17 protein-coding genes are annotated in these 17,048 nt (G+C 69.4%); 6 read left to right on the plus strand and 11 right to left on the minus strand.

What is annotated here, in order from left to right; translation table 11 throughout:
- Positions 1-97: 97 nt before the first annotated feature.
- Positions 98-1,465 carry an MFS transporter gene (locus tag RBS12_RS07190; protein WP_307965392.1) on the plus strand — a complete coding sequence of 456 codons (1,368 nt, stop codon included), beginning with the start codon at positions 98-100 and terminating at the stop codon, positions 1,463-1,465.
- A 79-nt stretch (positions 1,466-1,544) separates the two neighbouring features.
- Here RBS12_RS07190 and RBS12_RS07195 read toward each other — a convergent pair whose 3' ends face one another.
- From RBS12_RS07195 to RBS12_RS07215, 5 genes are all read right to left on the minus strand, one after another.
- Positions 1,545-2,240: a GntR family transcriptional regulator gene (locus RBS12_RS07195; RefSeq protein ID WP_307965393.1), complete on the minus strand. Its 696-nt coding sequence runs from the start codon at positions 2,238-2,240 to the stop codon at positions 1,545-1,547.
- Positions 2,241-2,347: 107 nt separating this feature from the next.
- Positions 2,348-3,715 carry an MFS transporter gene (locus RBS12_RS07200; protein WP_307965394.1) on the minus strand — a complete coding sequence of 456 codons (1,368 nt, stop codon included), beginning with the start codon at positions 3,713-3,715 and terminating at the stop codon, positions 2,348-2,350.
- Positions 3,716-3,931: 216 nt separating this feature from the next.
- On the minus strand, positions 3,932-4,705 hold the full coding sequence (locus RBS12_RS07205) for an SDR family oxidoreductase (protein WP_307965395.1): 774 nt from the start codon (positions 4,703-4,705) through the stop codon (positions 3,932-3,934).
- A gap of 22 nt (positions 4,706-4,727) precedes the next feature.
- Positions 4,728-5,681, minus strand: a complete 954-nt coding sequence (locus RBS12_RS07210) for a 3-hydroxyacyl-CoA dehydrogenase family protein (protein ID WP_307965396.1) — start codon at positions 5,679-5,681, stop codon at positions 4,728-4,730.
- A gap of 35 nt (positions 5,682-5,716) precedes the next feature.
- Complete coding sequence (locus RBS12_RS07215; protein ID WP_307965397.1) at positions 5,717-6,652, minus strand: sugar phosphate isomerase/epimerase family protein; 936 nt, start codon at positions 6,650-6,652, stop codon at positions 5,717-5,719.
- Between the two features lie 273 nt (positions 6,653-6,925).
- Here RBS12_RS07215 and RBS12_RS07220 point away from each other — a divergent pair, with 273 nt between their 5' ends.
- Entirely contained in the window at positions 6,926-7,621 is a 696-nt protein-coding gene (locus RBS12_RS07220; RefSeq protein ID WP_307965398.1) for a FadR/GntR family transcriptional regulator, read from the plus strand.
- Here the strand turns inward: RBS12_RS07220 and RBS12_RS07225 are convergent.
- Genes RBS12_RS07225 through RBS12_RS07235 form a run of 3 tightly spaced genes read right to left on the minus strand, consistent with a single transcriptional unit; the run spans position 7,609 to position 10,646 of the window.
- The gene (locus tag RBS12_RS07225; protein ID WP_307965399.1) at positions 7,609-8,394 is read right to left on the minus strand and encodes a triose-phosphate isomerase family protein; all 786 of its coding nucleotides are present in this window, start codon (positions 8,392-8,394) and stop codon (positions 7,609-7,611) included. The two genes, RBS12_RS07220 and RBS12_RS07225, sit on opposite strands and share 13 nt — an antisense overlap.
- The gene (locus RBS12_RS07230) at positions 8,394-8,855 is read right to left on the minus strand and encodes a ribose-5-phosphate isomerase (RefSeq protein WP_307965400.1); all 462 of its coding nucleotides are present in this window, start codon (positions 8,853-8,855) and stop codon (positions 8,394-8,396) included. The genes RBS12_RS07225 and RBS12_RS07230 overlap by 1 nt, the downstream gene beginning before the upstream one ends.
- Before the next feature lie 54 nt (positions 8,856-8,909).
- On the minus strand, positions 8,910-10,646 hold the full coding sequence (locus tag RBS12_RS07235; protein WP_307965401.1) for a dihydroxyacetone kinase family protein: 1,737 nt from the start codon (positions 10,644-10,646) through the stop codon (positions 8,910-8,912).
- Positions 10,647-10,810: 164 nt separating this feature from the next.
- On the opposite strand from RBS12_RS07235, the gene RBS12_RS07240 reads away from it, so the two are divergent.
- Together RBS12_RS07240 and RBS12_RS07245 are read left to right on the plus strand one after the other, a co-directional pair.
- Complete coding sequence (locus RBS12_RS07240) at positions 10,811-11,335, plus strand: hypothetical protein (RefSeq protein ID WP_307965402.1); 525 nt, start codon at positions 10,811-10,813, stop codon at positions 11,333-11,335.
- Positions 11,336-11,360: 25 nt separating this feature from the next.
- The gene (locus RBS12_RS07245; protein WP_307965403.1) at positions 11,361-12,146 is read left to right on the plus strand and encodes an alpha/beta hydrolase; all 786 of its coding nucleotides are present in this window, start codon (positions 11,361-11,363) and stop codon (positions 12,144-12,146) included.
- Positions 12,147-12,241: 95 nt separating this feature from the next.
- Here the strand turns inward: RBS12_RS07245 and RBS12_RS07250 are convergent, their stop codons facing one another.
- Positions 12,242-12,583, minus strand: coding sequence for a rhodanese-like domain-containing protein (locus tag RBS12_RS07250; protein ID WP_307965404.1), 342 nt, complete (start codon positions 12,581-12,583; stop codon positions 12,242-12,244).
- A gap of 93 nt (positions 12,584-12,676) precedes the next feature.
- Here RBS12_RS07250 and RBS12_RS07255 point away from each other — a divergent pair, with 93 nt between their 5' ends.
- Positions 12,677-13,120: a MarR family transcriptional regulator gene (locus tag RBS12_RS07255; RefSeq protein WP_307965405.1), complete on the plus strand. Its 444-nt coding sequence runs from the start codon at positions 12,677-12,679 to the stop codon at positions 13,118-13,120.
- A 46-nt stretch (positions 13,121-13,166) separates the two neighbouring features.
- On the opposite strand, the gene RBS12_RS07260 is transcribed toward RBS12_RS07255, so the two are convergent.
- Together RBS12_RS07260 and RBS12_RS07265 are read right to left on the minus strand one after the other, a co-directional pair.
- A complete protein-coding gene (locus tag RBS12_RS07260; RefSeq protein ID WP_307965406.1) occupies positions 13,167-14,162 on the minus strand; it encodes a helix-turn-helix domain-containing protein in 996 nt (331 codons plus the stop codon).
- Positions 14,159-14,752 carry a TetR/AcrR family transcriptional regulator gene (locus RBS12_RS07265; RefSeq protein WP_307965407.1) on the minus strand — a complete coding sequence of 198 codons (594 nt, stop codon included), beginning with the start codon at positions 14,750-14,752 and terminating at the stop codon, positions 14,159-14,161. The genes RBS12_RS07260 and RBS12_RS07265 overlap by 4 nt, the downstream gene beginning before the upstream one ends.
- A gap of 128 nt (positions 14,753-14,880) precedes the next feature.
- On the opposite strand from RBS12_RS07265, the gene RBS12_RS07270 reads away from it, so the two are divergent.
- Positions 14,881-16,923 (plus strand): primary-amine oxidase, encoded by a 2,043-nt coding sequence (locus tag RBS12_RS07270; RefSeq protein WP_307965408.1) that lies wholly within the window; start codon positions 14,881-14,883, stop codon positions 16,921-16,923.
- Positions 16,924-17,048: the final 125 nt, after the last annotated feature.

The following is a 17,048-nucleotide window of genomic DNA, read 5'->3' on the forward strand; positions in this document are numbered from 1 at the left end:
CACTTCCTGTATCCTCTCGAATTAGTGACCGACCAATCGGTCACTAATTCGGCCCGCTCCGGCTCCTGCTGCCGGCGCTACGGACAATGGAGTTCGCATGACCCAGGCAATCAACAGCGCCAAGCCCGCGCCGGGCGTGTCGAAGGAGGCGCGACGGGTGCTGGCCGGCACCCTGGTCGGCACGACCATCGAGTGGTACGACTTCTTCATCTACGCGCAGGCCGCGGGCGGCGTGCTCGCGTCCCTGTTCCTCGCGCCCGTCGCGAAGGACAATCCGGGCCTGGCCCAGATCCTCTCCTTCGCGACGATCGGCATCTCGTTCCTGTTCCGTCCGCTCGGGGCGATCGTCGCGGGCCACCTCGGGGACCGGCTCGGCCGCAAGAAGATGCTCGTGTTCACCCTCGTGCTCATGGGCCTCTCCACCTCGCTCATCGGTCTGCTGCCCACGTACGCGCAGGCGGGGTTCGTGGCCCCGGTCCTGCTCATCCTGCTGCGGATCCTGCAGGGATTCTCCGCGGGCGGCGAATGGGGTGGCGCGGCGCTCATGGCCGTCGAGCACGCGCCCAGCAGCCGACGGGGCTACTTCGGCGCCTACCCGCAGATCGGCGTCCCGGTCGGCATGATCCTCGCGACCTTCACGCTGTGGGCCCTCACCGCGGCCCTGGGACCCGCGTTCGCCGTGTGGGGCTGGCGGATCCCGTTCTTGCTCTCGATCGTCCTCATCCTCGTCGGCTACTTCATCCGGCGCGCCGTCGAGGAGAGCCCCGTCTTCAAGGAGCTCCAGGAGCGCCGCAGGGAATCGTCCGCACCCCTCGGCCAGCTCTTCCGCCACAACGCGAAGGAGGTGGTCCTCACCGCGGTCATCTTCATCGCGAACAACGCGGCGGGCTACCTCCTCATCGCCTATTTCGCGACATATGCGGTCAAGGCACTCAAGATGGACCAGCCGACGGTGCTCCTGACGACGACGCTCGCCTCCTTCGGCTGGCTCGTCTTCACCCTGTGGGGCGGAGCGATCTCGGACCGGCTCGGCCGGGTGCGCACGTTCCAGCTCGGCTACGCGTTCCTCGCGGCCTGGGCGGTGCCGATGTGGTTCCTCATCGATACGCGCAACATCGTGTGGTATTTCGTGGCGCTGTTCCTCATGACGATCGGCCTCGGCCTGAGCTACGGTCCCCAGTCCGCTCTCTACGCCGAGATGTTCCCCGCCAAGGTTCGTTACTCCGGCGTCTCGATCGGCTACGCGATCGGCGCGATCCTGGGCGGGGCGTTCGCACCGATGATCGCGGAAATGCTCATGAACGGGTTCAAGGCATCGTGGACGATCGGGGTCTACATCGGGGTCGCGGCGATCGTCTCGCTCGTAGGCGTCTCCCTCGTCAAGGAGACCAAGGGCGTCGACCTGCACGTCGCCGAGGCCCGCGCCGACTTTGTCGGGCAACACAGCGGCGAGACGGCGGACTGAGCGGTACTCCACACGAGACCCGCCAAACCGACCGCACGACGGCGGCCCCCCCAGATGCGGGAGGGGCCGCCGAGCGTTGTCAGGACCGGGGCGAGGCCTTCGCGTCCTTGAGGGCCCGGTCCCGCACGTGGGCAATGTGCGCGGCCATGGCCCCGCGCGCGCGTTCGGGGTCACCTGACGCGAACGCGGTGAGGATGTCGGTGTGCTCGGCGATCGCGTGCTCGGCGTCCGTCACTCCGAGGTTCCCGAAGAAGCGGAAGCGCTGCACCTGGCCGCCGAGGGCGTTGTAGGCGTTGAGCAGGAATCGGTTGTGGGCGTTCGCGGCGATGATGCGGTGGAAGCGCTCGTCGGCCTCCCAGTAGGCGCCGTACTCCGCGAACGTGGGGCCGGTGGGTGCCCCGCGGAGATCGTCGACGGCCTTCTCGAGCTCGGCGCGGAACTCCGGCGCCACGTGGGCGCACGCCCGTTCGGCGATGGCAGGCTCGATGACCGCGCGCGCGTCCATGAGCTCGGCGAGCTCTTCGGCCGTGAAGAGGGGAGCGACGCGGTAGCCCTTGAGGGCCTCGCGCCGCACGAGGCCCGTGGCCTCGAGGCGCGCGAGCGCTTCGCGGATGGGGGTCTGGGAGACCTCGAGCTCCTGGGCCATGCGGTCGATCCCTATGCCGGAACCGGGCTCGAGCCGCCCGTCCATGAGGGATGCCAAGAGCTCCTGGTAGACGTAGTCGGCCAGGAGCTGGCGGTTGGCGGGCCGGGGGCCACCTGAGAGGGCGGGCATGGAAGAAAATCCTATATGAGGGCGGAAGCGTAGGTCAGCACATGCGGGCCGCCAGCTGGTCTGGCGGCCCGCATGAGTGTGCTGCGTGCCCCGGGCGGGGCGCCTTGCTAGTGGTGGGCGACGGGTTCGAGCAGCTCGTCCGACTTGGCGGTGCGGAAGTACTTTGTCCCGAAGACCATGGCGGCTGCGACAAACGCGAACACGCCGAGCGAGACGACGCCCCAGACGCCGCTTGGGGTCGGGACGGCGTCGTTGATGCTGGTGCGCATGAGCGGGGCGACGAAGCCACCGAGGTTGCCCAGGGAGTTGATGAGGCCGATGCCGGCCGCGGCGGCTGCCCCCGTGAGGAACGAGGTCGGGTAGGCCCACGTGATCGGGCCGACCGTGAGGAAGCTCGCGACGGCGAGCGTGATGAACAGGATGCCGAGGACGGGCTGGTGGTTCGCTCCGGCCCAGCCCGAGCCGACGATCGTGAGGCCGGTGAGGACGTAGCAGGCGGTGCCCCACGCGCGGCGGCGGACAATAGTGTTCGCGGCCTTGCCGAAGAAGTAGCACGCGAAGAGGCCCACGAGCCACGGGAGGGCCGAGATGACGCCGACCTCCCAGCCGACCTTCTTCCCGATGAGGGAGGCGACCTGCTGGGGGAGGTAGAACGTCGTCCCGTACACCGCGATCTGGAGTGCGAAGTAGATGACGGTGAAGTACCAGACCTTCCAGTTGCCCATCGCACGCCAGATGCCCGTGGGGCCGTCCTCGGTGCGAACGCGGTCCTCGAGGGCCATGACGTCGATGAGCGCGGCCTTCTCGTCCTCGTCGAGGAACTTCGCCTTGGCGGGGCTGTTCGTGAGGAAGAAGAGCGCGGCGATGCCCGCGATGACCGCGAGCAGGCCCTCGACGAAGAACATGACCTGCCAGCCGCGCGCGAAGCCGAGCGAGTCGCCGAAGCTGATGAGGCCGCCGCTGAGCGGGGCGCCGATCATCTGCGAGAACGGCTGCGCGAGGTAGAAGATCGCGAACATCTGCACGCGGACCTTGTTCGGGAACCACTCCGAGAGGAACATGATGACGCCCGGGAAGAGCCCGGCCTCGGTCACGCCGAGGAGGAAGCGGAGCACGTTGAACATGACGTCGTTCGTCGTGAACGCGAAGGCCGCGGCGACGATGCCCCACGTGATCGCGATCCGGGCGAGCCAGAATCGCGCCCCGAAGCGCTTGAGGAGCAGGTTGCTCGGGACCTCGAAGAGCGCGTAGCCGATGAAGAAGATGCCGGCGCCGAGGGCGAAGGCCCCGGCGCTGACCCCGCGGTCGGTGCGGAGCGCGGCCTCGGCGAAGCCGACGTTCGTGCGGTCGAGGAACGCCACGAAATAGAGGATCACGAGCATCGGCATGAGGTGCCGCGCGGCCTTGGAGATGGCGGACTTGAGGGCCGCGCTGCCGACCTCGGCGGTCAGCGGATTGCCAGTTGAGGTGGACACGTCTCTCCTTTGAGATGGTTCTTGTCCGGGTGCGAACGGGGATTGAGGGCGGGTTGGGTGGGTACGGGCAGATCGGGTCAAGCTGGGTATCAGGCGGGATGCCCGACGATCGAGACGATGCCGACGACGACGAGGACGACGCCGATGGCAAGGTACGCGAGGCGGGCTTTCGACCAGTTCGAGAAGATCGAGCTCATGGCTGGGCCTTTCGTGGAATCAGTGCATATACAGGCCGCCGTCGACGTTCAGGGTCTGGCCCGTCACGAAGCCCGCGTCCTCGCTGATGAGGTAGGCGATCGCCGCGGCGATGTCGCGCGGAGTGCCGATGCGCGGCAGCACGCCGTCGGCCGCCATCTTCTCCTTGCGGTCATCGGTGAGCGTGCCGCCCATGATGTCGGTGTCGATCGGGCCCGGGGAGACCGCATTGACAGTGATGCCCCGAGGGCCGAGCTCGCGGGCGAGGCTCCGCGTGAAGCCGATGACGCCGGCCTTCGCGGTCGAGTAGACGGTCTTGCTGAACGTGCCGCCGCCGCGCTGGGCCGAGACCGACGAGAGGCTCACCACGCGGCCGACGCCGTGCCGCACCATGGTCTCGACGGCGCGCTTGGTCGTGTGGTGGACGCCGTGGAGGTTGATGTCGATGACGCGATGCCATTCCTGCGGAGTGACCTCGAGGTAGTCGACGGGGGACGAGACTCCCGCAAGATTGACGACGGCGACGACCTGGGGAAGGGCGGCCTCGAGCTCGTCGAACGCGGCGCGGACCTGGTCCTCGTCGGCCACGTTGGCGCCCGCGCCCGCGGCGACGACGCCGTGCTGCTCGGCGACCTCGGCCGCGACGGCCTTCGAGGCCTCGGCGTCGAGGTCGAGGATGCCGACGTTCCAGCCGTGCTCGGCGAGGTAGTGCGCGGTGTATCGGCCGATGCCGCGCGGCGAGGCGGCGCCGGTCAGGATGACGCTGCGCTGTTCGGGAAAGACAGGGGTGGTCATAGGGTTTCTCTCCTTGGGGTGATCAGTTGATGGGCGCGGGGCCGAGCTCGTCCATGAGCTTCTTGATGGCCACGTAGGCCTTGTTCCGGTAGGCGACGAGCTCTGGGATCCGCTCGGCGGGCACATCGAGGTAGCCCGCGCCGGACTTCGTGCCGAACTTGCCGGCGTCGACGAGCTCGCGCAGCGACTCGGGCGTCGCAAATCGCTCAGGCCAGCGGGTCTGGAGCGACGCATAGCAGAACGAGTAGACGTCGAGCCCGGCCATGTCCGCGATCGCGAACGGGCCGAACGCCGGGAGCCGGAAGCCGAACGTCGTGCGGACGATCGTGTCGATGTCGTTCGGGGTCGCGATGCCCTCCTCGACGATCTGGGTTGCCTCGTGGAAGAGCGCGTACTGGAGCCGGTTGAGCACGAAGCCGGTCGCGTCCTTGATCCGCGCGGTCTCCTTCCCGGTTGCCGCGACGAGTTCCTCGACGAAGGGTAGGATCGCCTCGTCCGTCCCTGCGTGCGGGATGAGCTCGACGCCGGGGATGAACGGAGCGGGGTTCGAGAAGTGCACGCCGAGGAACCGCTCGGGCCCCGTGACCGCCTCGGCGAGGCTGCCGATGAGAATCGTCGACGTGTTCGAGCCGATGATCGCGTCGGGGCGCGCGGCGGTGCTGATGCGGCGGAGCGTCGCGTGCTTGATCTCGATCTTCTCCGGGACGGCCTCCTCGATGAAGTCGGCGTCCGCAACCGCGTCCTCGATCGAGGCAGCAGCCGTCAGGTTCGCCTCGATGCGCTCCACGGCGTCGGCGGGGAAGAGCCCCTCGGCCGCGAATTCGGCGGCCTCGCGGAGCAGACGCTCGCGGTTCGACGCCGCGACCTCCGCGGTCACGTCGGCGATCTTGACGGTGGCGCCGGCAAGGGCGAGCGACTGTGCGATGCCGCCTCCCATATAGCCGGAGCCGACGACGGCGATTCTGCGGAGAGTCATTGAGTCCTCCTTTGGACCGGGCTGCTTGAGGGCTGTCAGGCCTTGGGCAGCAGAGAGCGGATGTACTTCTGGTTGGTCGCGCACATGCCCAGGCTGTCGCCCCCGTAATGCTCGGCGAGGATGATGCCGGAGAAGCCGAGGGCGATCGCGTCGCGGAACACCTGGCGGTAGTTGATGAGGCCGGCTTCCATGGTCGACGGCGCGGACGTCGCCCAGCTGCGGTCAGCGGCCTCGTCCCGCGTGTAGTTCTTGACGTGCCAGTAGTTGGCGTAGGGGAGCGTCTTGGCGAAGAGCTCGCGCCAGTCCTCGACGGGCCGGTGCAGGCGGATGAGGTTGGCGACGTCGGGGTTGAGGCCGACGTTGTCGAGCCCCACCTCTTCGACGAAGCGCACCGCGCTGTCGGCCGTTCCGAGGTACGTGTCCTCGTAGAGCTCGAGGGAGACGGGCAGGCCCAGCTCGGCGGCGTGCTTGCCGAGCTCGCGGATGCGGCGGACGGCGAGGTCCCACATCTCGGGGTCGGCAGGGTCCTTGGGGCCCTCCGCCGTCCAGAACCAGAGGGCCTTGCGCTGGGCGTCGCTGAAGGGCTGGTGCAGGCCGGTCGAGAAGACCTTCATGCCCCATTCGGCGGCCGCGTCGATCGTGCGGTGGGCGTACTCGAGGTTGCGTTCGTCCTGGCCGGGCATGATGATGCTCTGGCGCTGGAGGTGCACGGACGGGATGCCGACGCCGTAGGACGCGGCGACTGCGAGGAACTCGTCGCGACGCGAGGGCTCAAGGTCCGCGGGCCGCACGTGGCTGTCCGCGAGTTCGGCGAGCGTGAAGCCGACGTCGGCGATCTGCGCGAACATGTCGTCCCAGACCTGTGGATCGGCGTCGTGCATGCTGACGCCGAGTGCGTCCTTCGCGGGGAACGCGTGCAGACACGTGGCGATGGGCCAGGTTTCGGCGGTGTATGGAGGGGTCTCCGGCATGATGCTCCGTTGCAAAGTCGAGGTCCTGAGGTCCTTCAGATTCTATAGCAAAGATCCTATAGGATATATGGTCATCCGGACAGCCGATCGAGCAGAACTCTTGCCCAGCTCTATTTGTAAGATGTCTGACATCAAGTCTCCATGGGCACGCGCATCTGTCAAGGGGAGGGGCTTCGCATCGGCGGGCGCGCTCCGCGCCGACGCCGGTGGGCAAGCCGCCGTCCAGGACACGCGACGCCCCTAGACTACGAGTGAGAACACGGACGGAGGACGATGGCTCGAAAGTCGCTCGTCGGCGAGGTCGCCGACGATCTTCTGGATCGAATTGTGGCGGGGGAGTTCCCCCCGGGGGCGCTTGTCCCCGGGGAGCTCGAGCTCTCGGCCCGGCACGAGGTGAGCCGCATGACCGTCCGAGAGGCCATGAAGACCCTCGAGGCGCAGCGGATCCTGAGCGTCCAGCGAGGACGCGGGACGTTCGTCAACGCCGTCGACCAATGGAACTCCCTCGAAGCGCTCCTGCGCGCGGCATCGGCGCACGTGGGAAACGAGGCGGCCGGCATCCAGCTCATCGAGCTGCGCCGCATGCTCGAAACCGGTGCGTGCGCGCTCGCGGCCCCGCGGATCGCCGATGGCGAGCTTGCGCGACTGCGTGGGTTCCTCGACACGATGAGAGACGCCCATGACCGGGGGAACGTGGACGAGTTTGTTGCCGCCGACCTCGCGTTCCACGACGTCATCCTCGAGGCGTCCGGCAACGTCTTCCTGACGGCCGTCTTCCAGCCCCTCCACCGCGTGCTCGAGGCGCGACGCAAGGAAACATCGAGGGTGCCGGACATCCAGGAGCACGCCCTCGGGATGCACGCGGCCGTGCTCGCGGCCCTCGAATCGCGGGACCCGAAGGCCGCGAGCGACGCGATGGACGCCCACATGACGCAGACGCTCGACGACCTTGTGAACTACGTCCAGTAGCGCGCGCCCGCCGTTGCGAGCGCGAGGGCTTCGTCGAGGATCGCCTCGAGCGACGCGGGCCGGTGAGCGAAGCGGCCGAGGAAAAGCCCGTCGACGTCGTCGGCAATTTCCGTGAGGAGGCCGGGCCGGGCGCTCCCGCCGTAGATCACGGCCGAATCGCGGAAGTCCGTCAGGCCCTGAACATGCTCGCGCACAAGCGAGCACACGGCGCGGATGTACGCCGGCTCGGCGGGCTCGCTCGCGCCGATCGCCCAATGTGGCTCATAGGCGACGATGACGCGCCCGGAGCGGCCCGCCGCGCGCGCCGAGGCGAGCGCGTCGTCGATCTGGCGGATGCATTCGCGCGCGGCGTCGGCGTGCGCGAGCCGCGCCGCCTCGCCGACGCACAGCACGGGAGAGAGCCCGTTGCGCAGCGCGGCGAGCGCCTTGGCTCGCACGACGTCGTCCGTCTCGCCGAAAAGGCTTCGCCGCTCGGCATGGCCGACCTCGACGACGCCGCAGCCGAGCTCGGCGATCTCCGCCCCGCTCACCTCGCCCGTGAAGGCACCCGAATCTGCTGCCGCGAGATCCTGCGCGCCCACGCGTGCCACGCCGTCGAGGATGCCGAGGGCGGCGGGCACCGAGAGATACGTCGGGATCACGAAGAGCTCGGCATGGCCTTCGCGCACGGCCGCGTGCGACCGCCCAAGCTCGGCGACCGCCCGGCACCACTCGACCGTCTGGGCGTGGCCGAAGTACATCTTGAGGCTCACGCCGAGGAGGAAGCGCGGCATCACACGCCCTCGTACGCGCAGATCTCCTGAACCTTCTCCTGCGAGTGGCTCGTCTCGTCGAACTCGTACGTGAGCCATTCGCGGACGTTGCGGCGCGCGAGCTCGAGGCCGATGACCCGCTGGCCCATGCACAGCACCTGCGCGTTGTTGGAGAGCACGGATCGCTCGACGGAGAAGGCATCATGCGCCGTGACGGCGCGGATGCCCGGGACCTTGTTGGCCGCGATCGCGACGCCGAGGCCCGTCCCGCAGATGAGGATCGCGCGGTCGGCCTGGCCGCGCGCGACGAGCTCCGCAGCGCTCGTTGCGATGGCCGGATAGTTCGTGTGCGCGCCGGCGGCGACGCCGACATCGGTCACGGACGCGACCAGGCCGCTCGCCTCGAGGTCCTTCTTGATGGCCTCTTTGTACTCGAAGCCCGCGTCGTCCGAGCCGACGACGATGCGCCACTGCTGTGCCATGGGTGCCTCCTGGGGTGGGTGGGAACGTGGGTTGCGGATGAAAGGGAGTCGCCGTCAGTCGGCGGCGAGAAGTTCAACGACCGCCGTCGCGATGAGGGCGAGCGAGACGGCGCCGGGATCCGGCACCCCGAGCGCCTTGTCGCCGTGCGAGCGCGCGCGGCCCATGCCGGGGAGCAGATCGGCCGTGTCCTGGGCGGCCTTCGTCGCGGCCTTCGCGGCGGCCTCCCACGCGGTCGCGAGGTCTTCGCCATCCGCGACGCCGGCCGCGAGGGTCGCTGCGAACGGCACGAGCGCGTCGACGAGGGTCTTGTCTCCCACGCGCGCCTTCCCGTACGCCATGACCGACTCGGCGGCCTCGCTCAGGCCGGCCGCGACGCGCTCGCGGGTGAGGGATTCGCCGTCGTTCGCACGGGAGCCGAGCGTGCGGAGGATGACGCCCCACAGCGCGCCCGAGGTGCCGCCCGCACGGTCCGCCCACGCGTCGCCGACCCCCACGAGAAGCGTTCGCGCGCCGGCCCCGCGGGCGGCGAGGTCCGCAGCCTCGGCGGCCGCAGCGCGTGCCCCGCGCTGCATGCCGATGCCGTGGTCGCCGTCGCCCGCGATGGCATCGAGGCGCCCGAGCTCGTCGGCATGCGCGTCGATGGTCTCGCGCACGGCCGCGAGAAGCCCCGCGATGCGGCGGGCGGCCTGTCGCGACTCCGTGCTCGCGGCGGGAATCGCACGCACGGCGGCCTCGGCGTCGACGTGCGGGGCGTCGTGGGCCGGGGCGAGCCCGCTCTGGTCGAAGGCTCCCGTGCGGAACGCGGGCGTGTCCGCGGGGGCGCCCCAGAGCTCCTCGAGCTCGTCGTCGAGCCACAGGAAGGTCAAGGAGACCCCTGCCATGTCGAAGCTCGTGCAGAACTCGCCGACCTGCGGATCGACGAGCGTGATGCCGCGTGCCTCGGAAAGCTCTGCCACGCGCCGGTAGACGACGAACAGCTCTTCGGATTTGACGGAGCCGAGCCCGTTGAGGATGGGAACGACGCGCGCGCCGGTCGCGTCCGCGACGGGCACCTCCGCGTCGGCGAGGAGGTGTTCGAGGAAGAGCTCGGCGAGGCCGTCCGCGGTCGGAATGGCGGTCTCGGCGAGGCCGGGCTCGCCGTGGATGCCGAGGCCGATCGCCATGCGCCCATCGGGGACGGAGAACAGCGGCTCGGCAGCCCCGGGCATCGTGCAGCCGCTGAACGCGACACCCATCGAGCGGGTCCTCGCGTTGGCACGCCGCGCGACGCGCTCGACGTCGTCGAGGCTCCAGCCGCGCGACGCCGCCGCGCCGGCGATCTTGAACACGGTGAGGTCGCCCGCGATGCCGCGGCGTTTCTCGGCTTCGTGCGGGCTCGCGGAGAAGATGTCGTCGGTGACCGTCACCGTTCGGCACTCGATGCCGTCGGCTCGGAGCGCCTCTTGGGCTTCCGTGAAATGGAGGACGTCGCCCGCGTAGTTCCCGTAGCTGAGCAGCACGCCGCGGCCGCGATGGCTCGCGCGCGCGACTGACTCGACCTGGTGGGCGGATGGGGACGCGAAGAGATTGCCCATCGCGGCGCCGTGGGCGAGGCCCGGGCCGACGAGGCCAGCGAACGCGGGATAGTGGCCGCTTCCGCCGCCGATCACGACCGCGACCTCGGGCTCCGCCGCGACCGTCGAGCGGGAGACTCCGCCGTGGACCTTGCGGACCCACCGGGCGTTCGCGCGGGCGAAGCCGTCCACCATTTCGTCGGCGAAGTCGGCGGGTTCGTTCCAGAGTCGCGTCACGGGGTCTCCTCATCGAGTGATCGAGCTACATCCTATAGGATATATGCCTGACAGATGATTGGGAAGGCGACTGGTTCGCGCCCGTGGGCGGCCGTTCGCTCCCCGACAAGCGCCGTGCGCCCGCGTCGCGGCGCCTCCGACGGCTCGTGCGGGAGGGTGGACGCATGACAGCTTCCGTTCTCGAGGCGCCGCCACGGCGGCCGGCCGGGGCCGACGTGCGGCGAGTGTCGCCGTCGTCAGGTCCGCGTCGTTCCCCGACGGACGACGGCGGGAGGCGGGCACGCGCCGTCGTCCGCCATGCGCGCTGGGTCGCCGCGGTGGCTGCGGTCGGGGTCACGGCCCACCTCGCGATGGCGCTCGACGGCGGGTGGATGGCCATCTTCGCGCTCGCGATGGCCTCGGCATGCGCGCCGTGTGTGTGGGCCATGTGGCGCCGGCCGTCGGCGCACGCCGCGCGGGTGCTTGTCGGGATGTCCCTTGCGATGGCCCTCGCGCACGCGGCGCTCGTGCTCGGGCTCGCGGGTGTGCCGGGCGGGCATGCTGCGCACGGCGGCGGCTCGCGCATTGCCCCGTCATCGGAGCAGGTGGGCCACGACGGGCAGGCGCTCGCGATCGTCGCGGCCGATCTCGGGTCGGCGCTGCTCGCCGCGGGCTGGCTCAGGAGGGACGGGGCACGACGCTCTGAGTGAGCCGGGCTGACGCTAGGGTGTCCTCGTGGCAGAAGCGCTGAATCCCACCGATGGCACCCCTCTCGCGTTCGACGTCTCGGGCGAGGGGCCCGCCGTCCTCCTTCTCCACGGCTCCGCGCTCTCTCGTGCGATCTGGCGAGGCTTGGGCTATGTGCGGGGGCTCGAAGGCTTCACGGTGGTCCGCATGGACCTACGCGGACATGGCCGCAGCGGGAAGCCGCACGCGGCCGAGGCGTACCGGATGCCGCGCGTCGTCGAGGACGTGCTTGCCGTGCTGGATGCGGCTTCGGCGCCTGTCGCCCACGTGGTGGGGTATTCCTTCGGCTCGCGCGTCGCGTTCGCGCTTGCCGCGCGGGCTCCCGAGCGCGTCGCGAGCCTCGTCACGCTCGGCGGCGCGTACGGCGCCCAAGGCGGCCAGGTCGAGAAGGTGTTCTTCCCGGGGTATCTCGAGGCGATCAGGGCGGGTGGCATGGCCGCGTTCGCGGACGGCTATGCAGCGGCAGGCAAGACGCTCGATCCCGCGACGCGCGCAGCCTTCCTGGCGAACGACGCCGGGGCCCTCGCCGCGTATTTCGAGGCGACCGAGGCCGATGAGGGGGTTCCCGAGGACGTCCTCGCGCGCCTCGGCATGCCCGGGCTGCTCATGGTCGGAACGCTCGACGCGCCGCGGCTCGAGGAGTCCCGGCGGGCTGCTGCCCTCATGCCGCACGCCCGGCTCGTCGAGCTTCCGGGGCGGACGCACGCCTCGACGCTCTTCCCCGCCGGACCCGTTCTCGCCGAGCTCGTGCCGTTCCTCGAGGAGAACTCGTAGGGCGGACGGTGTGCGGCCCCGAATGAGGAAGGACCGGGCCCCGGCCGCGAGTGCGGTGTCTCGCGACGAGGCCCGGTCCGGAATGCCCGAGGTCGTCAGGCGCGCGCGAACACGCCGGATTCGATCGGGAGTCCGGCTTCCACCCACCCCTGGATGCCTTCTCGGTACTTTCGGACGTTGCTGTATCCGGCCGCTGTGAGCAGGGCCGCGACGGCCTGGCTGTTCGGGCAGGCCTCGTTCGAGCAGTACGTCACGATCGCCGCGGCCTTGTCGGGCAGGAGGCTCGGCGCCTGCGCCGCGACGTCGGCTTCGACAAGCGGCAGCGCACCTGGGAGGTGCTGCTGCTCGTAGTACATGCCTCCCAGCGCGTCGACCACGGTCACGGCTCCGGAGTCGATTGCCGCCTTGAGCTCGTCGCGGCTGATGAGTTCGGTCATGAGGATACCTTCCCTTCGCGATCTTATAAGTGCGTGCGCACGCAACTATATTTTTGCGTGTGTGCGCACGCAATCGCAAGTAGGCTGAATGTCATGCCCTCCCGCAGGAAGCTCGCCGCCGACGCCTGGGGCGCGCTGCTCCACGTGCACGCCGCGCTCGTCCCCGCCCTCGACCAGGAAATCCAACGCAAGACCGGCCTGCCACTGTCCTGGTATGACGTGCTGCTCGAGCTGGCCGCCGAGCCCGGGGGACGGTTGAGAATGAGCGATCTCGCCGAACGGGTCGTTCTGAGCCGGTCGCGGGTCAGCCGCCTGGTCGACGTGCTGGTCGCTCGCGGCCTCGTTGGCAAGGAGGATCATCCCGACGACCGACGCTCGTCCTTCGCTGTGATCACGAAGGCCGGGATGTCCGAGTTCCGCCGCGCCGCTCCGGCCTACCTTCGCGCCATCGAGGAGCGGTTCGCAGCCCAGCTGAGCGACGAAGAACTCGTCTTTCTGGCCGGGGTTCTCGGCAAGATCCAGCAGCCGACTGCCTGACGAGCGAAGGACGTCGACGTCGCGGCCGGCTGAGGCCCCGCTGCCGTCAGCTCGCGCGGTAGCCCGTGGGGGATTCGCCGAACGCCGCCCGGAAGATCCGGCTGAAGTGGGCCGAGTCAAGGAATCCCCAGCGCGCCGCGATGGCCGTCACGGGGCGGTCGGCGAGCACGGGGTCCCGCAGGTCGCGGCGGCAGCGCTCGAGCCGGCGCTCGCGGACGGAGGCGGCGACGGTGGTTCCGACCTCCTTGAACAGGTCGTGGAGGTGTCGCGTCGAGATGTAATGCGCCGAGGCGATGGAGCCGGGGGAGAGATCGGGGTCCGCGAGATTGGCCTCGATGTAGTCATGAATTCGCGAGAGGAGAACCTGATGCGGGTCCCGATTGCGCGCGATGTGCTCGTCGAGCTCTCCGTTGAAGAGCGTCGTGACGAGATCCAGTGCGTTGTGCACGAGGCGTGTCCCGTTCGGCCCCGCGATCGAATCAAGGCTTTCGGCGAGTCGGATCAGGAACGGGCTCACGAGCAGTCCGAGGCCGCTCGTGCCGCTGATCGAGGTCGCCGTGATTTGGGCCATCGCTTCGGCGGGGAGGTCCAGGGCTGAATGGGGGAACATGAACACCAGGGTGCGGAAGTCGCCGTCGAACGCGATTGTGTACGGGCGGTCCGTTGAATAGACGGCCAGGTCGCCCGGGCGCATGACGGCCTCGCGCCCGTCCTGGAGCAGAAGCCCCGTGCCTTGGAGCTGGATGCCGAGCTTGAAGTATTTCCGTTCGGAGGCCGCGATGAGGTCGTCGGTGCGGTGCACGGCGTGGCTGCTCGCTGCCACTTCGATCATGCTCAGGTCTTCGCGCGCGAGGCGCTTGCCGCGCATCGTGCCGCGGAACGCGGCATGGCGGTCGGCCGTGACCTTGAGCGGGACGAAGGATTCGGAGGTTGCGCGCCGCCACGTGTCGATGTCCCGGGCGACGGCGATGTCGAGGCCGGGGGTGGATGCCACGGCCGACTTCGTCGTCGGCTTCAATCCGGTGGTGAGTGCGGTGTTCATGCGAGGTCGCCTTTCACGAGGGCGTCGAGGAGACAGTCGAGCTGCGCTACGAGCTGGGCGGGTGAGTGATGGTCGGGGGAGAGGGTTGCCGTGATCTGAGCCCCGAGCACGAGGTTCATGACGGCGCCCACGGCGGAGTCGACGTCGACCGCGCCGTTCCGGAGGCCGGCGCCACGGATGAGCTCGGCGAGCATCGCGCGCCACTGTTCCATGGACCGTTCGTGGACGGCCGCCTTCGCCGGGTCGCGGAGGGCCTTCTGCCAGAAGGCGATCGCGACGCGCGCCTCACTGAGCCGTTCGTCGTCGAGCGGGAGGATCTCGTGGCAGTACGCGCGCAGGGCGGCGCGGCCGGCCAGTCCTGACGTCGCGGCCGCCATGCGGCGGTTCGTCTGCGCGAAGATGTGCTCGAATGCGAAATCGAGCAGGCGGTCCTTCGTTGGGAAGTAGGGCTTGAGGGCGCCGTTGGCGAAGCCCGCCTCGGCCGCGATGTCCCGCATCGTCGCCCCGTCGAGCCCTCGCTCGGCGATGATCCGCCAGGTCGCATCGACGAGCTCGATGCGGCGCTGGTCGTGATCGACGATCTTCGGCACCCGGTCTCCGCCTCTTGCTCGGATTGCGCTGCAGGTCTTTTTTCTACAGCCGTTGTGATTCAGCTTACAGGGCGTTATTCTCTACGTCCATAGAAAAAAACTGTTCCGACCCACTTCCGGAGGGACCAATGAGCACCGAGACCATGACACACGGCGACGGACATTGCGCGCACGAAGCGCATTCCGGCGAAACCCCCACTCGCGATGGCAACGGCGCCTTCGCCCTCCCGGCGGCCGACGAGATCACGTCGGTGCGCGAGATCCTGCACGGCGCGGGCCTCTGGCAGGAGACGACACGCATCGCCTACCTTGGTCTCGTTGACCCGCCGCGGGGCGCCCGAGCAGAGGCCGACGCGGACGTCGACCGGCGCTTCCGGGTGTTCCTGCACGACACCGCCGGCGCGCGGCCGCATGACGTGACCGTCTCGGTGACGCGCGGCGAGGTGCTTCGAGACGTCGAACTCGACACGGCTGTCACCGGTGAGCTGCCGGTCCTCGAGGAGGAGTTCGAGGCGGTCGAGCAGATCCTCAACGCGGACGAGCGCTGGCTCAAGGCGCTCGCGGACCGCAACCTCGACGCGGCGAAGGTGCGGGTGGCGCCCCTCTCGGCGGGCGTGTTCGAGTACCCCGAGGAGAAGGGGCGCCGGATCCTGCGGGGGCTCGCGTTCGTCCAGGAGTTCCCCGAGGACCTCCCGTGGGCGCATCCGGTGGACGGCCTCGTCGCCTACGTCGACGTCGTGAGCCGTTCGGTCGACAAGATCCTGGACTTCGGGCCCGTGCCGGTCCCGGCCGAGCACGGCAACTACACCGACCCCGAGCTCACAGGCCCCACCCGCACGAGCCAGAAGCCCATCGAGATCACCCAGCCCGAGGGGCCGAGCTTCACGGTCACGGGCGGCAACCACGTCGAGTGGGAGCGGTGGAGCCTGGACGTCGGCTTCGACGTGCGCGAGGGCCTCGTGCTGCACAACATCTCGTTCGACGACACGTCCGCAGGAGGGGCCAGCGCTGCCAATCCCGGCGAGCGGGCGGCCACCCGCCGCCGCCGGATCCTGGATCGGGCCTCGATCGCCGAGATGGTCGTCCCGTACGGGGACCCCTCGCCCGTGCGGTCGTGGCAGAACTACTTCGACACGGGCGAGTACCTCGTGGGCCAGTTCGCGAACGAGCTTGAGCTCGGCTGCGACTGCCTCGGCGAGATCACCTACCTGAGCCCGACCGTGAGCGACGCGTTCGGCAACCCGCGGACCATCCGCAACGCCGTGTGCATGCACGAGGAGGACTGGTCGATCCTCGCGAAGCACTCGGACCTCTGGAGCGGAGTGAACTACGTGCGCCGCAACCGGCGCCTCGTCATCAGCTTCTTCACGACCGTCGGCAACTACGACTACGGCTTCTACTGGTACCTCTACCTCGACGGCACGATCGAGTTCGAGGCCAAGGCCACCGGCGTCGTGTTCACGAGCGCGCTGCCGGACAAGGAATACCCGTACGCGTCGGAGCTCGCCCCCGGCCTGGGGGCGCCGTTCCACCAGCACCTCTTCAGCGCGCGCCTCGACTTCGCGCTCGACGGCGGGCCGAACCGCGTCGAGGAGGAGGACGTCGTGCGCGTCGCCATGGGGCCCGGGAACGAGCGCGGCAACGCGTTCACCCGCCGCCGTACCGTCATCGCCCGAGAGTCTGAGGCGGCCCGCAGCGCGGACATGGCTGCCGGTCGTACGTGGATCGTCTCCAATCCGGAGTCGCGCAACCGCCTCGGCGAGCCCGTCGGCTACAAGCTGCACCCGCACGGCCAGCCGACCCTGCTGGCGGACCCGGGCTCCTCGGTCGCGGCCCGTGCGGCGTTCGCGACGAAGGATCTGTGGGTCACCGCATACGACGAGGCCGAGCGCTACCCGACCGGCGACTTCGTCAACCAGCACCCCGGTGGTGCCGGCCTGCCCGCGTACCAGGCCAAGGACCGCGAGCTCGACGGGACCGAGCTCGTGGTGTGGCACACGTTCGGCCTCACGCACTTCCCGCGCCCCGAGGACTGGCCCATCATGCCCGTGGACCACGTGGGCTTCCGCCTCCGGCCCGAGGGATTCTTCGACCGCAGCCCCGTCCTCGACGTCCCGGCTTCCCCCGCGCACTCAGGCACGGCCAGCGAGGGCGGCCACTGCCATTCCTGACCGGCCGTTCGGTTGTCTCGTTAGGGGACAAGAAGCGTTCGCTGTGAGACAAGTCACGCGCTAGGCGGCCGCAGCACCATGGTGCTGTGGCCGCCGCGCCGTTCCCCCCAACAAATTCGAACGAC

The organism is Sinomonas sp. ASV322, from assembly GCF_030908245.1.
Lineage (GTDB): Bacteria > Actinomycetota > Actinomycetes > Actinomycetales > Micrococcaceae > Sinomonas.